The following is a 16,351-nucleotide window of genomic DNA, read 5'->3' as shown; positions in this document are numbered from 1 at the left end:
TAAAGAAAGAAAAAAGTGTCTTACTTTTGGCATTTATGCAACAAACTATTTAAAGAAAATTACTGTCAAAACTACTGACTTTCATAAAAAAAACGGCCACCAATCCCAATTGCTATCGGGAGATGACCGTCTTGTTAAAAATACTACTGAACAATGCCGTTCAGTTAAAAGAGATTTATTCCTTACTAAAAGCTCTTGCGGCTTCTCGCTCTAAATCAAGATATTGTTCTTTACCTGTATTCACAGTTACAAAGCTAATCTCACCACCTTCAAATTCTCCAGGAGAGTTATATTGCTTGCTTACTGGATCTCCACTGTCAAAACCTACACAAAGACCATCACCAACAAGGGTAAATTTACCTACTTGTGCAGTCATTGTACCAGTGGCAACCTCTTTGTCATTGATATACAATTTGGCTGTACCTAGTGATTCTCCATGTTCACCCGCTTTTTCTTTGGTAAACTCCATACCAAAAGTATATTTTCCGGGTTGTAATGTCTCGGTTGAAACCAATTGTTGTTCTTTGATTCCAAGGAAATTATACACATAGTACAATTTGTGGTCTTTTATAAACAAACTATGACCTCCAAAACGAGAACCATGAGCAAAAATTACACCTTTAGCAGCAGCTGTAATTTCAACATTGGCAACAATCTTAAATGATTTCCCTCTAACACTTACAGCCACTGCTTCAGGCACTTGGCTTGTATGAGGATAATAGGTATAGCTGTCTTTTGCTACTTCTTCAGTTGGACGTTCTATAGTTACAATTTGCATAGTAGTACGGTCATCCAAAGGCAATGCTTGATTTTTAAGAGCTTCCTCTAACCATAATTTTTTTAATGCTTCTAACTTTTCTGGATTCTTTTTGGCTAAGTCAACAGACTCTGAACGGTCTGCTTCAACATTATACAATTCCCATTTGTCTTGATCGAATTTCCCTTTGTCTGTCAATGGTGCGTGAACTGCAACTGCTTTCCAACCGTCTTGCCAAATGGCACGAGTACCCAACATAGAAAAATACTGTACGTGTTTTTGTGTAGGATCGTTTGGTTTTGCATCAAAGGAATACTTCATAGAAACTCCAGATAAAGGATATTGTTCAACACCTTTGTAAACTTTTGGCATTTCAAGTCCGCAAATTTCAAGAATCGTTGGAACGATATCTACCGCATGGTGGTATTGATTACGTACTTCACCTCTAGCTTTAATTCCTTTTGGCCAAGTGATGGTTAATGGACAATCTGTACCTCCAGCATAATTGGAGTAACGCTTGAACATTTTGAAAGGAGTAGATAAGGCTGCAGCCCATCCTGTTGGATAATGTTCGTAGGTATTTGGCCCACCCAACTCATCGATCAACTTCATGTTTTCGGCTAAATCATCTGGAAAACCATTGAAGAATTTATTTTCATTAACCGAACCGTTTGGCGTACCTTCTCCAGATGCTCCATTATCGGAGGCATACATAATAACGGTATTTTCATATTGACCCGTCTTTTTCAAATAGTCAACTATTCGACCAATTTCCGCGTCGGTATATTCTGAAAAAGCAGCATATACTTCGCACAAACGGGAAAACAATTTCTTTTCATCTGCACTCAATGATTCCCACGGGCGCACTGCATCTGCAGGATTTGCCATATCTTTTGGCATTGGGTTCCATTCAGTCAATTTAGTTCCTTTTGGCAAAATACCTTTTTCAATCATACGAGGCATAACCCATTTGCGATACGCTTCATAGCCATCATCAAATTTTCCTTTGTATTTGGCAATGTAATCCTGTGGTGCTTGATGAGGCGCATGATTGGCTCCAGGGCAATACCACATAAACCAAGGTTTGGAAGGATTGGCTGATTTTTGATCACCAATCATTTTGATGGCTTGGTCTGCTAAATCTTTGGACAAATGATATCCTTTTTCTGGGCCATAAGGCGCTTCGATAGCGTGATTGTCCTCTGTTAAATCGGGATAAAACTGGTTGGTTTCTCCACCAATAAAACCGTAAAAACGATCGTAACCTTGTTGCAACGGCCACTGGCTTTTATTGGCACCCGCCGAAAGATCCGTTTCTGGTACATTATGGTTTTTTCCTAACCAAAAAGTACTCCATCCATTATCATTCAATATTTGAGCCATAGTTGCCGCTTGTGCAGGCAATTGGCAACTGAATCCAGGAAATCCGTTCGCACCTTCGGTAATAACCCCCATTCCATTAAGGTTATGATTACGACCCGTGTTAATACAAGAACGGGTTGGAGAACAAAGCGCAACTGTTTGCCATTGGGTATAGGTTAATCCATCGGCAGCCAATTTATCCATGGTTGGCATATTGATTCTTCCGCCATAAGGTGACCAAGCCGCTAATCCAGTATCGTCATAAAGAATGAACAGGATATTTGGCGATCCCTCTGGGGCTTTTTTACGAATGAAAGGAGCCCAATCTGCTTTGGAGTCGCGGACATCGAGTTTGACTTCGCCCTTGAAAGCGGGTTGCTGTGCATAACTACAGTAAGAAAGCAATACTGTAACAACAATTGCTACTAGATTTTTTTGATTCATAATTAATTAAATTTAAAATTTACAAAATAAGAATAAACCCTTGGAAAGGGTTTTATAAAGATAAATATTTTAGTGTTAAAACATAAAATACAAACTATTTTTTATCCAAAAAAAAGCTCATTATCAACTATTTAAATTAAACCCAAATAATTTAAAACCTTTAAAAACAAAATCTTTCGCTAAGCCCATTAGAAAAACAAATTCTAATCTTAATTATATCCTGTTTCTTTAGTATAATTTTATGATTTTTTGCCATTTTCATCCCTTGTAACATAAACTAAAAAAATACTACCTTTACGGATTAAACATATTAAGAACTTAAATTGCGTTAATCGCAATACTACATATAAAATTATGGCATGTACAAGTTGTTCAACTTCAGATGGTGGTGCACCAAAGGGTTGTAAAAATAATGGGACTTGCGGCACCGATAGCTGCAATAAATTAACCGTTTTTGACTGGCTTTCTAACATGAGTTTACCTAACGGAGAAGCTCCTTTTGACTGTGTTGAAGTCCGTTTTAAAAACGGCAGAAAAGAATTTTACCGCAATACCGAAAAATTAACATTGAGTATGGGTGATATTGTGGCAACTGTTGCCTCACCCGGACATGATATAGGAATCGTTACACTTACAGGAGAATTGGTAAAAATTCAAATGAAGAAAAAAGGGGTTAATCATTTAAGCAATGAAGTTCCAAAAGTGTATCGAAAAGCCACTCAAAAAGACATTGATATTTGGTCTACGGCTAGAGACAAGGAAGAACCTATGAAAGTAAGAGCTCGTGAACTTGCCATTGCCCAAAAACTGGAAATGAAAATTTCGGACATCGAATTTCAAGGCGATGGATCAAAAGCAACATTCTACTACACGGCCAATGACAGAGTCGACTTTAGACTTTTAATCAAAGACTTTGCCAAGGAATTCAGTACCAGAGTCGAGATGAAACAAGTAGGTTTCCGCCAAGAAGCGGCTCGTTTAGGCGGAATTGGATCTTGTGGTAGAGAATTATGTTGTTCTACTTGGCTAACAGATTTCAGAAGTGTGAACACCTCGGCAGCACGTTACCAACAATTATCCTTAAATCCACAAAAATTGGCGGGTCAATGCGGTAAATTGAAATGCTGTTTGAATTATGAACTCGACACTTACATGGATGCCCTAAAGGAGTTTCCAGAGTTCGATACCAAATTAGTTACCGAAAAAGGAGACGCTATTTGTCAAAAACAAGACATTTTCAAAGGATTAATGTGGTTTGCCTATACCAATAATTTTGCGAACTGGCATATTTTAAAGATTGATCAGGTCAAAGAAATTATCGCCGAAAACAAACTGAAAAACAAAGTTTCTTCTTTAGAAGATTATGCTATCGAACTGATCGTAGAGCCAGAGCAAAATTTCAACAATGCGATGGGTCAGGAAAGTTTAACGCGTTTCGACCAACCAAAAAGGAAGAAAAAACCAAACAAAAAACCAAGAATTGCTGGAGAAAATGTGATTGTTCCCAACAGTGCGAACAAACCAATTATTCAAAAAAACAATCCTCCGAGCATTCAAAAGGCAAACGTTATCAGCAAAGAAAATAATCCCAGTAAAGAGAATCTGAACAAAGAAAACCCTAATAAGGAAAATCCGAACAAAGAGAATCCGAACAAAGAGAATCGCAATAACAATAGGAATAAAAACAACAATCGCAATAAGCCTAACCCTAACCGTCCAGCTACAAGCGAGAGTAAACCAGAACAACCTAGAAAACCTATAATTATTAAAAAGAATGAGAATAAAGAATAGTGTTTTACTACTTTTAGTGACAGTACTCCTTTTTTCGTGTGATAAAAAAAGAGTTTTTGACGAGTACAAATCTGTAGGTAGTGCCTGGAACAAAGACAGTATTGTAACTTTTGATTTACCCGTTTTGGATTCAACAAAACGCTACGATTTATTTGTGAATTTAAGAGACAATAACAATTACAAATACAACAATATTTTTTTAATTGTGTCTTTAGAGAGTCCAAACGGTTATACAAAAGTAGACACTTTAGAGTACCAAATGGCCAATCCGGACGGGACATTACTCGGCGATGGATTTACAGATCTCAAAGAAAGCAAACTCTACTACAAAGAAAATGTGCGATTTAGAGGGAAATACAAAGTACACATCAAACAAGTGGTGAGAGAAACCGGAAAAGTTCCCGGGGTTGCCCTTTTAGACGGAATCACAGAAGTTGGCTTTAGAATAGAAAAAAAAGAATAGATTAGTATATGGCTACTAGAAAAAATAACACACAGACAAAAGGCATCGAGAAAGATGTAAAATATTATTCCAAGAAATTTTGGAAGATTTTCTTTTACGGAATGGGATCGATTGCATTATTTTTCCTGTTTGCATCTTGGGGGCTTTTTGGTTCCATGCCTTCTTTTGAAGATTTAGAAAATCCAGATTCTAATTTGGCTACAGAGATTATCTCTTCAGACGGGGTCGTTTTGGGTAAATATTTCAAACAAAACCGTTCTGCATTAAAATATTCCGATTTGCCAAAAAATCTCGTTCAAGCCTTGGTAGCCACCGAAGATGCTCGTTTTTACGAACACTCTGGAATTGACGGAAGAGGAACGCTAAGAGCCATTGCCAGTTTGGGAACAAGCGGAGGAGCCAGTACCTTATCTCAACAATTGGCCAAGCAATTATTTCACGGAGAAGGCTCTAAGTTTTTACCTTTTCGAATCGTTCAAAAAATGAAAGAATGGATCATCGCCATTCGATTGGAACGCCAATACACCAAAAACGAAATCATCGCCATGTATTGCAATGTGTATGATTTTGGAAATTATTCTGTTGGGGTTAGCTCTGCCGCGAAAACTTATTTCTCTAAAGAGCCCAAAGATTTAACCATTGATGAATCGGCAATATTAGTGGGAATGTTTAAAAACTCGGGACTTTACAACCCCGTAAAAAACCCCGTAGGCGTAAAAAACCGTAGAAATGTGGTGCTATCGCAAATGGAAAAAGCAAACCTCATTACCGAAGACCAAAAAGCACAATTACAAAGCTTGCCTATCACGCTGAATTTCAAACTAGAAAGTCATAGAGAAGGAACGGCTACTTATTTTAGGGAGTATCTACGTGATTACATGAAAAAATGGGTAGAAGAAAACAAGAAACCCGATGGTTCCGATTACGATATTTACAAAGACGGTCTTAAAATTTACACCACCATAGATTCCAGAATGCAAGCCTATGCCGAAGAAGCTGTAGCTGCTCACATGGAAAACATGCAGGAAGAGTTTTTTATTCAGGCAAAAGACAATAAAAACGCCCCTTTTGTAAACATTTCTCAAGCAGAAACCCAACGTATTCTGAATCAAGCCATGAAATCTTCTAGCCGCTGGTCCATCTTGAAAGAACAAGACAAAAGCGACGAAGAAATCATCAAATCATTCAACGAAAAGACAAAAATGACGGTTTTTACCTGGAAAGGCGAAAGAGATACCATCATGACCCCAATGGATTCCATTCGTTATTACAAACACTTCTTACAAGCTGGAGTCATGTCTATGGAACCACAAACGGGTAATATAAAAGTGTGGGTTGGAGGTATCAATTACAAATACTTTCAGTACGATCACGTAGGACAAGGAGCCAGACAGGTCGGTTCTACCTTCAAACCTTTTGTTTATGCAACGGCAATCGAACAATTAAACATGTCTCCTTGCGACTCTATTTTAGATGGTCCCTTTATCATTCGTGTTGGACGTCACCATGTAACCGAAGATTGGGAACCTAGAAACTCCGATAACAAATACCGCGGAATGGTAACCTTAAAGCAAGCTTTGGCTCAATCCATAAATACCATTTCGGCAAAACTGATAGACAAAGTGGGTCCCGAAGCCGTAATCGAATTAACCCATAAATTGGGAGTAAAATCCGAAATCATCAACCAGCCTTCCATTGCTTTGGGCGCCGTAGAAATTACCGTAGAAGACATGGTGGCAGCCTTCAGTACATTTGCCAATCAAGGGGTTTATACGAAACCTCAATTTTTATCAAAAATAGAGAATAAAAGTGGTGAAGTAATCTACGAACCCATCCCGGAATCCCATGATGTTTTGAACAAAGACATTGCATTTGCCGTAATTAAATTATTGGAAGGGGTAACCGAAACGGGTTCTGGAGCCAGATTGAGAACTCAAAATGGAGGAAACGGAGACAAACGTTGGACAGGATATCCGTATATGTTTACGAATCCAATAGCAGGAAAAACAGGAACCTCACAAAATCAATCCGATGGTTGGTTCATGGGAATGGTTCCCAACCTAGTAACAGGTGTTTGGGTAGGCTGTGAAGACCGTTCGTCTCATTTCAAAACGCTTACGTACGGACAAGGAGCTGCCACAGCGTTACCAATTTGGGGATATTATATGAATAAATGCTACGAGGACAAAGCCTTAAATATATCCAAAGAACCTTTCGAAAGACCATCCAATCTTTCCATCAAAGTAGATTGTTATACTCCTCGAGCAGCCGTAGTCAAAGATACCACCGCTACTCCCGAACAGGACACCGAGGAATTTGCATTATAAAAAATAGTTTTCAAGTCACTAGCTCTCTTTTTCAGAATCATTAGGGCGTGACCACAATAAAAAAAAAGGCCAACTCAGCTTACGTGCTAGTTGGCCTTTTTTTTATTGCGGTCGGGCTTCCCGATAATTATCGGGATGGGCTACTTCGGTAGCTTCCGTCTATCCCTCACGCAAATCCTGCAAACCATCCTATTTTATTTTTAAAATACAGGAACACCTACAAGGCTATTCAAAGAACCATTTTAGAACTTCTAAAATGGTTCTTCTTGTTTATCCCTATTTAATAAAAATTGAAAACAAATCAATGCGATTATTTTACTAAGTTTGCTTTATCCATTAATTATTTTCAATTGAAGTCCCCTTTTTAATGCTTTAAATAATAATACTTCACAGAAAACAAAAAATGACCTAATTTTACAAAAATTAAAGAAATCGATATAGTTCTAAATAAATCAGTATGATTAACAAAAAAGTAAATACCGTTCAAGAGGCACTACAAGGAATAGAAAACGGAATGACCCTTATGCTTGGTGGTTTCGGATTGTGTGGCATACCCGAAAACTCCATCGCCGAATTAGTTCAAAAAGAGACCACAAATCTGACGTGCATTTCCAATAATGCCGGTGTAGATGATTTTGGACTCGGTTTGTTGTTACAAAAAAAACAAATCAAAAAAATGATTTCTTCCTACGTGGGAGAAAATGCCGAATTCGAACGCCAAATGCTTTCCGGGGAACTTGAGGTAGACCTCATCCCACAAGGAACATTGGCCGAAAGATGCCGAGCGTCACAAGCAGGAATCCCTGCCTTTTTCACCCCAGCAGGTTACGGAACCGAAGTAGCCGAAGGTAAAGAAGTTCGTGAATTTAATGGCAAAATGCACATTATGGAACACGCCTTCAAAGCCGATTTTGCCATAGTAAAAGCGTGGAAAGGCGATACCGCAGGAAACCTCATCTTCAAGGGAACCGCCAGAAACTTCAACCCGTGTATGTGTGGCGCCGCCAAAATCACCGTGGCCGAAGTAGAAGAATTGGTCGAAGCCGGAACATTAGATCCCAACCAAATTCATATTTCGGGAATTTTAGTACAACGCATCTTTCAAGGAGAACAATACGAGAAAAGAATTGAGCAACGTACAACTAGGACAAGAGAATAGATTGCAGATTTTAGACTGCAGATTTTAGATTTCAGAAAACAGAATTAAAGAGATTAGAATAAAGAAAATAGATAAAAGAGAGATAGACATAGTCTTTTTAGACTTCCCCTCTTTTGGAGGGGTGCCCGTAGGGCGGGGTGGTATTTTTTTAGATTTTAAACACAAAAACACATGGCATTAGATAAAATAGGAATTGCAAAACGAATTGCACAAGAATTAAAAGACCGTTATTTCGTGAATTTAGGCATCGGAATACCCACTTTGGTGGCCAACTATATCCCGAAAGGAATTGATGTCGAATTTCAAAGCGAAAATGGTGTTCTGGGCATGGGTCCTTTCCCTTTTGAAGGTGAGGAAGATGCTGACATCATCAATGCGGGAAAACAAACCATCACGACCTTGCCGGGAGCCTCTTTTTTTGACTCTGCCACCAGTTTCGGGATGATCCGCGGACAACATGTCGATTTAACAATCCTTGGCGCTATGGAAGTCTCCGAAAACGGAGATATTGCCAACTGGAAAATCCCAGGTAAAATGGTCAAAGGAATGGGTGGAGCCATGGATCTTGTAGCTTCGGCCGAGAATATTATCGTGGCGATGATGCATGTCAACAAAGCGGGAGAATCCAAAATATTAAAGAAATGCACCTTACCATTAACTGGAGTAGGTTGCGTAAAGAAAGTAGTTACTGAATTGGCCGTTTTAGAAATCACTCCAAAAGGGTTTAAATTGCTGGAACGTGCTCCGGGAGTTACAGTAGAACACATCATTGCTTCTACCGAAGCCGACTTAATCATAGAAGGAGAAATTCCTGAAATGGTAATTGTGTAATACTGCCTCTTACGGTAGCATTAAAAAACAACAACTCAGACGAATCCTGACCAACTATTTTAACACTAATTGTCGCAAAAAAACAATCGTTAGACTATTAAATTTAACATATAATTTGTAATATTTTTGATTTTATTATTACTTTTGCAAAAAATAAACAAACAAAAAAAATTATGAAGAATTTAAGCTTAATAGCAATCTCATTTTTATTCTCTGTGGGAGTAATGGCTCAAGATAGAGGATCTGTAGTACTTGATGTAATTGGTAGTTATACCTTTTCAGACAAAGTAAACTTCGATTATGGAAGTGTTAAACTTGGTGACGGTTTAATGTATGGAGGTGCTTTACAGTTTTTTCCTCAAAAAAGCTCATCTATAGAAGTAAAGTATTTAAGAATAAACAATACAATATCTTACGATGTACCAGGTACTATTAGTGATTCTTCTGGATCTGGAGCAGTTACTTATGTTTTAATAGGAGGTAATCGTTATTTTGATAATGGTAAAAATGCTGTTCCATTTGTTGGTGGTAGTATTGGTATGGGTATGGTAAAAACACCTACTGGATATGAAGATAGAAACTTTGCCTGGGAACTAAAAGGAGGGGTTAAAATAAAAACAGCTTCAATCGTTTCTGTAAGTTTACAAGCATCGCTTCAATCGATGATTGCAGAATCAGGTACTGATGTTTACTGGGGATACTACGGGCCAGTTGCCGTAGCTGACTATGCCTACTCTTATCAATTTGGATTGGGTGCTGTAATTGGATTCAATTTCAAATAGTCAAAAACCAAATAACAAAAAAAGCAACTCGTTGGAGTTGCTTTTTTTTATTAAACCAATTTTAAAAACTTTCTATTTAGAAAACTCAACTGTTTTCAACTTATCCCATCCTCCACGAGTAAAATCTGGGATTTCTACCGGAGCAGAATTATTATCAAGGGAAATGGCTGTTAAAGGTCCTAAACAACTCCACTCGGCCAAGTCATAGACATCCATATCTAACGGAAGTCCATTTTGAAGGCAATGAATCAAACGGTAATCCATTATAAAATCCATTCCGCCGTGACCGCCAACTTCTTTGGCTTCCTCTTCGATGCCAATAACAATTGGATTTTTATATTTCTCCATTAACGCTTTTTTTACCTCTTCTGGCACATAACTGTGGGCTGACAACTTTTTATGGTTCGGCACAATATCCTGCCCTACCATTGATTCATCCAATGCATATCCTTCAAACGGGTATTTATTGGCGAAACCTTTTGTTCCTGTAAGTTGGTACATACGACTATACGGACGAGGATTCGCCACGTTATGTTGAATTTGAATCGTTTTTCCTTTTTCGGTGCGGATCATGGTCATGGTATGATCTCCATTTCTAAAATCTTTCAAATCTTCTCCTGTCTTTTCTTTTATAAATGCAGGAATTCCAACGGCTTTGGTATCCATAGAAACCAAATAATTCATTTTGTCACCACGATGTATGTTCAACGCCAAACAAGCAGGCCCCATGCCATGTGTCGCATAGATATCCCCTCGATGGGCTTTGTTGTAATCCAAACGCCAATTGTTCCAGTAATCCGCCCAATACGGCTCAAGGTTATGGATATAGGATCCCTCAGCATGAAGGACTTCTCCAAACAAGCCTTTTTGCGCCATATTCAAAGTAGTTAATTCAAAGAAATCATACACACAGTTCTCTAATTGCATACAGTGTTTTCTTGTTTTCTCTGAAGTATTGATCAGTTCCCAAATCTCATCCATTGTCAAAGCTCCAGGCACTTCAATCACCACGTGTTTCCCATCCTTCATGGCTTGAACACCAATATTGGCATGATTTTTCCAGTCTGTGGCGATGTAAACTAAATCTACGTTTGGAAGCGCTGTTACTTTTTTCCATGAATCAGCTCCAAAAAACTCTTGGGCTTTAGGGAAACCTCTTTTAACAAGAACTTCGTTTGTCGATTTAGTTCTGTCTTCCAACATATCGCAAACAGCAACAATTTCGATCCCTTTAATATGAGTCATACGCTCTACTGCATCAGAACCTCTCATGCCTAGACCAATATAGGCAATACGCACAGTTGGCAGTGGAGCAGTGGCCAAACGCAATACATCTGTTTGACCTTTAGCGCGTTTTGGCGCAACCGTTTTAATCATTTGAGCCGATACATTGGCCATTACCATTAGCATGCAGCTTAACAGGAGATGTTTGATTTTTTTTGTTTTCATATTAAATTATTTTAAACTTTATCGTGTTATTGATTCCATAACGTATTTTACAAAAGATAAACTATTTTTATATTCTTGTTTTCAAATACAACTGTACACTATCCATAAGCTTAATCTGTGTTTTGGCTCTTACCAGATTTTGATCCTCATATGTTGTAGTGTAGTAACTGTCATCATTTAAGTAATCTCCTAGGAAACGACAGGCTTGTTCGAAAAGAATCAATGGCAAGCTTAAATGAATATTTTGCGCTTCTTCTTCAGACATGAAACTTGAAGCCTCTTTAACATAAGCCTTCATAAAAGCCTCATAAATTTCTACATCAAAACACACTTTTGACAAATCTTTTTCTTCTTCCGTTGATGTGTTGGTTCCTGTTCGTAAGGCATCCCCAACATCATGAAAAATGCTTCCTGGCATTACCGTATCAAAATCAATAATGCATAAAATATTCCCGTTTTGGTCAAAAAGCATGTTCCCGACTTTAGTGTCATTGTGTACTACTCTCAACGGTATTCTTCCCGAATTGATAGCATTGGCAACAGTTTCAATTCTTTTAAAATTAGCTTCTAAAAACGCAATCAATTCTTTTGCTTGTGTCAGTCTTTCCGGAGAGGCTTTTATTATGCTTTCTTCAAAATCGCAAAACCTTTTTATCGTATTGTGAAAATCTGGAATCGTATATTCTAATTCCGAAACCGGAAAATTGAGTAAGGCTGTATGAAACTTGGCCAAATAAGCCCCCACCTGACTTGCTACCACATTAGAATCAATTCGGTCCAGAACTACCGAAGGGATATAGGTTGAAAGCTGCCAAATTGTATCGTCTTGTTCGGAGTAAAACCGTCCTTCTCTATTGGCAATAAATGCCAAAGTAGGAAACCCGTTTGCATTCAAATAACTAGTGGTTTTTATCTTATTGTTCAATAAAGCTTTTATGTTCGGAAACACAACTTGGTTCATTTTTTGCAAAATGTAATCCTCATCGGCAGTCTCAATTTTATACGTACTATTGATCAAGCCACTATGTATAATTGAATAGCGACCGATTGATTTGTCCGAATAAAAATCCTTAAAAACAGTTTGAATTAATTCTTCCATACTTCATTTTTATAAATCCCCTGATCATGTAATTTTTGAAGTTTTACTTCAGCCAAATCTTTATCGGTCTTATAAGTGATTCCAATCCATTCTTCATTCGTTTTTAAAACGGCAACGGTAATGATATTGTTTTTAATCATGTCACCAACTACATTCGGCAATTGGTATTCAATACTATTATCGTCTAGCCAATTCGCGATAAATTTGTGAATGTCTGTATCTATAAAATCTAAAATTTGTGTGGTAAACCCGAACATATTCATCGATACAAATGCTTCTTTGCTAATCTCCTGTATAACTGAATTAGCATCTTGATAAACGACTACCCCATTTTCAATTCTAATTTTTTCTCTTTCGATAGAATCTACCAAATAACCATTTTCCATCTGAATTTCGGCTCTATTTACTGTTCCGTTGTCCGATAATGTTTTCAGAATAGGGTACACAATTGCACAAGGATTATTAGATGTAGATAAATGATCGTATGCTAATTGGAAAGAGCTTCGACCATAAAAATCATCGGCATTAATCAATAAAAAATTATTTTTCACTTTGTCCTTCGCACACCAAACGGCATGCGCAGTACCCCAAGGCCTTGCATTCTTATATGTTAAACCCTCTAGCATTAACTCCTTGGTTTGAACGACAAATTCGACCTCTAAGTTTTGATTCCGAATGTATCTTTCCGTCAAAACAGGAATCATGTCTTCCTGTACTATCAATACAATTTTACCAAATCCCGCTAGTATCGCATCCGAAATGGAGTAATCCATTATAATTTCACCATTGGCCCCTATGGTATCTAACTGTTTCAATCCTCCGTATCGGGTTCCTAAACCCGCGGCTAATACTACTAATGTTGGCTTCATCTTCTTTCTGTTTTAGTATTATTCAACTTTCCAAAAAAGTTCTTTTTATGGAAAGGATGTTCTTTTTATGCTACTATTCTATTTTAAAAATGTTTTAAAAAAACACCACTGTGTATTTCGTGTATCTTCCATTTAAAAAAATGAAAAATGATATTAAAATTCTTGTTTTTGTATTTAAAAGTTCAAAATCAGATAACAATAATCACAACTCGATGACGAAACTATATATTATTTTTTAATAAAAAAAGGAAAATACCAAAAAATGTGCTCGAACACGCTTGTTTTGTATTTTCGAGCACATAAATTACAACTAACTACTAGTCTCAAAAAATTTAAGCGTATCTATTTTTATCTTAAGTAAGAATAACAAAACATATGATTTCGCTCATTTAAACTTATAATCAGAGTGTTAATTTAATATTTCAACAAATATAAACACCATTCCGCTTTAAATTTGAATGGTGTTTTATCCTAAAAAAAGGACAAAACTATGTTTCATTGTATACAATAAAAATCAAGGGTTGGAATAAAATACTGACATTCTCTGGATGGATTAGACCTGACAGGTTTTTGAAACCTGTTAGGTCTGCGTTGAAGGTCAAAAAGATGTAGATTCAACCCTTGATTCGCATATACAACTATCCCTAACGCATACCTGTCATTCTTTTTGCCACTGATTACACAAATTCATTTCCATTATAGGCATATTATCTTTGAACATTTTTAAATTTAGCTTTTTTCAATTGGCTTCAATTCGAGTCAAAGTCCTTGTTCCGGTATCGGGGCCACCGCCAATGGAAAAATGGTAGGAATGTTCCAAATTAGGCCCATACAATCCTAATTCATGGGTATGACCTGCAATAAATAAATCTATTTTACACTGCTAATTTTTTTTATCAGCGGCGTTATATGTTTTTTAGTGTCTTCGTCTAATGTTATTAATGCTTTATCAGTTTCATCAGGTGCTAATTTTGTTAATCCACATATCCCAGCAGCAATTACATTATAAGATTGATTTTTTATACTTTCCTGCATTAACTCCTTATAAATAATATCGCCAGTAGCTGCCAATTTCATAATTGCAACAGCCCTAGCAGTCGTATTTTTATCCTTTTTGGCTATGTTCAGTACACTTTTCAATGCAGCCTCTTTTATTTGGCTATCGCCTAAATCAACTCCTTTAATACTAAGTTTTCGCAAGTCGTCTTGTTGATCTCCTAAACCAGCCAATAGTATCAGTTGAGCATCATGGCTTTTATCTTTAATAGCAAATTTTATAGCTTCCATTCGGTTGTAGTATGATGGAGCATTTTTGTATTGATACAGATAATCGGCTACTTTTTTGCTGTCTATAATTTGACCCACTAAAATTTTATCAGGATCCATGTCTATAAAGTCTGGTTTGGCAGGCACATCAAAACTGAAATTCTGTTCTCTTTTTTCAATTAAAATATCCTTTCTTATTTTAGTTCCATTTACATAAAAATCAACTTTTAATGGCAGGCTAAAGGTTTGCACCGAACTATCCTGCGTTTGTTTTACAGCAATTGTGGCTTGTCCATTGGCATAGCCATATTGAATTTCTAAAATCGGATTACCTTTTTGATAGTACCATTGGTTAAAATAAGGACTCCAATCTTTTCCTGTCACATCCTCCATTGCCAAACGCAACTGATGTGTTTCTCCATTTTTGAACGCATTAGTTGTCAAATAATGATTTAAAGATTTAAAGAAAGCGGCATCACCCATTTGATTTTTTAAAGCATATAAGATTATAGACCCTTTTGAATAGCTAATATTATCAAACATATCGTCTCTTTCCTTATAATGAAAACGGGATAATACGGGACTCATTCCATTTTTGCTGGAATGCAAATAGTTTTGTAATTTTTCATAGCGTGATCTGTCTTCCGCATCTTGTCCGGCATCATGTCCATGCCAAAGTACTTCACCAAAAGTGGCAAAAGATTCATTCATCGTTAAATTAGACCAGGATTCAGCAGTTACATAATCTCCAAACCATTGGTGAAAAAGTTCGTGAGCAATGGTACTTTCTCCATTTTCATCCAGCAATTCTCTTTCTGTTTTCTGTACGTATTCACCATGCAAAGTGGCTGATGTATTTTCCATTGCGCCAGAAACGTAATCTCGCGCCACAATCTGAGCGTATTTGACCCATGGATATTCAACCCCTAACATTTTGCTGTAAAAATTCATCATATCGGGTGTTTTACCAAAAATTTGTTTGGCATACGGCGCATACTTAGGTTCTAAATAATAGCTAACTTCTTTCCCATTATACGATTCTTTAAATATTTTAAAATCGCCTACCGCCATCATAAACAAATAGGGAGAATGAGGCATGTCCATTTTCCAAGTATCTGTACGGGTTCCTTTTTTGTTGGCTTTTTGGGTAATTAATTTCCCGTTAGACAAGGTTGTGTATTTAGCCTCTACTGTCATCGAAATCTCCGATGTTGTTTTTTGATTTGGCTTATCAATAGTGGGAAACCAAGCAGATGACGCTTCTGTTTCACCTTGCGTCCAAATCTGTACGGGTTTATCCTCTTTACCGTCTGGGTTGATAAAATACAATCCTTTTGCGTCAGTGATAGCTTCACTTCCTTTTACTTTTAATTCATTTGGCTTTGCCGTATAATCAATATAAATGGTGTACTTCTCCGTGTTTTTATACTTTCTGTTTAAAGTGATAAAAAGTTGCTCTGTGTCGTAAGTATATTTTAAAGGAATTTTTTCTTTTCCTACCATTATGGCAATTTCTTTAAAATCCATTCCCTTGGCATCCAAAGTAAGTGCATCTGTTTCGTAAAAATGAGGTTTTAAAGTAAGCCATTCTTTTCCGTATAAATATCGCTTCCCGTAATCAAACGACACATCCAGTTTTGTATTTACCAGATCGTTAATTTTTAACGGTGTAACTCTATAAACGGCAAGCTCGTCTGTATTTTTATCGGCATTCTGTGCGTCCATTTTTATCGACACTAGTGCGATGAAGCT

11 protein-coding genes are annotated in these 16,351 nt (G+C 37.1%); 6 read left to right on the top strand and 5 right to left on the bottom strand.

Features of this window, described 5'->3' with window-relative positions; all coding sequences use genetic code 11:
• Window positions 1–175 precede the first annotated feature (175 nt).
• Window positions 176–2,563, bottom strand: a complete 2,388-nt coding sequence (locus DB891_RS02195; RefSeq protein ID WP_116760118.1) for an arylsulfatase — start codon at window positions 2,561–2,563, stop codon at window positions 176–178.
• A 354-nt stretch (window positions 2,564–2,917) separates the two neighbouring features.
• On the opposite strand from DB891_RS02195, the gene DB891_RS02190 reads away from it, so the two are divergent.
• From DB891_RS02190 to DB891_RS02165, 6 genes are all read left to right on the top strand, one after another.
• A complete protein-coding gene (locus DB891_RS02190; protein WP_116760116.1) occupies window positions 2,918–4,354 on the top strand; it encodes a PSP1 domain-containing protein in 1,437 nt (478 codons plus the stop codon).
• Window positions 4,338–4,817 carry a gliding motility lipoprotein GldH gene (locus DB891_RS02185; protein WP_116760114.1) on the top strand — a complete coding sequence of 160 codons (480 nt, stop codon included), beginning with the start codon at window positions 4,338–4,340 and terminating at the stop codon, window positions 4,815–4,817. The genes DB891_RS02190 and DB891_RS02185 overlap by 17 nt, the downstream gene beginning before the upstream one ends.
• A gap of 8 nt (window positions 4,818–4,825) precedes the next feature.
• Window positions 4,826–7,144, top strand: coding sequence for a penicillin-binding protein 1A (locus tag DB891_RS02180; protein WP_116760112.1), 2,319 nt, complete (start codon window positions 4,826–4,828; stop codon window positions 7,142–7,144).
• 457 nt (window positions 7,145–7,601) lie between these two features.
• On the top strand, window positions 7,602–8,303 hold the full coding sequence (locus tag DB891_RS02175) for a CoA transferase subunit A (protein WP_116760110.1): 702 nt from the start codon (window positions 7,602–7,604) through the stop codon (window positions 8,301–8,303).
• A gap of 171 nt (window positions 8,304–8,474) precedes the next feature.
• A complete protein-coding gene (locus tag DB891_RS02170) occupies window positions 8,475–9,134 on the top strand; it encodes a CoA transferase subunit B (protein ID WP_116760108.1) in 660 nt (219 codons plus the stop codon).
• Between the two features lie 173 nt (window positions 9,135–9,307).
• Complete coding sequence (locus DB891_RS02165) at window positions 9,308–9,916, top strand: hypothetical protein (protein ID WP_116760106.1); 609 nt, start codon at window positions 9,308–9,310, stop codon at window positions 9,914–9,916.
• Window positions 9,917–9,988: 72 nt separating this feature from the next.
• Here the strand turns inward: DB891_RS02165 and DB891_RS02160 are convergent, their stop codons facing one another.
• The 4 genes from DB891_RS02160 to DB891_RS02145 all read right to left on the bottom strand — a co-directional run bounded on the left by DB891_RS02160 (window position 9,989) and on the right by DB891_RS02145 (window position 16,324).
• Window positions 9,989–11,326: a Gfo/Idh/MocA family protein gene (locus tag DB891_RS02160; RefSeq protein ID WP_394335984.1), complete on the bottom strand. Its 1,338-nt coding sequence runs from the start codon at window positions 11,324–11,326 to the stop codon at window positions 9,989–9,991.
• Window positions 11,327–11,432: 106 nt separating this feature from the next.
• Window positions 11,433–12,464 (bottom strand): phosphotransferase enzyme family protein, encoded by a 1,032-nt coding sequence (locus tag DB891_RS02155; RefSeq protein WP_116760102.1) that lies wholly within the window; start codon window positions 12,462–12,464, stop codon window positions 11,433–11,435.
• Window positions 12,452–13,333 (bottom strand): nucleotidyltransferase family protein, encoded by an 882-nt coding sequence (locus tag DB891_RS02150; RefSeq protein WP_116760100.1) that lies wholly within the window; start codon window positions 13,331–13,333, stop codon window positions 12,452–12,454. The genes DB891_RS02155 and DB891_RS02150 overlap by 13 nt, the downstream gene beginning before the upstream one ends.
• An 870-nt stretch (window positions 13,334–14,203) precedes the next feature.
• Window positions 14,204–16,324, bottom strand: a complete 2,121-nt coding sequence (locus DB891_RS02145) for a M1 family metallopeptidase (protein WP_223256029.1) — start codon at window positions 16,322–16,324, stop codon at window positions 14,204–14,206.
• Window positions 16,325–16,351 lie beyond the last annotated feature (27 nt).

Source organism: Flavobacterium laiguense, from assembly GCF_003097655.1.
GTDB lineage: Bacteria > Bacteroidota > Bacteroidia > Flavobacteriales > Flavobacteriaceae > Flavobacterium > Flavobacterium laiguense.
The sequence above is the reverse complement of the archived record's forward strand: the minus strand, read 5'-3'. Positions and strand labels throughout refer to the sequence as shown.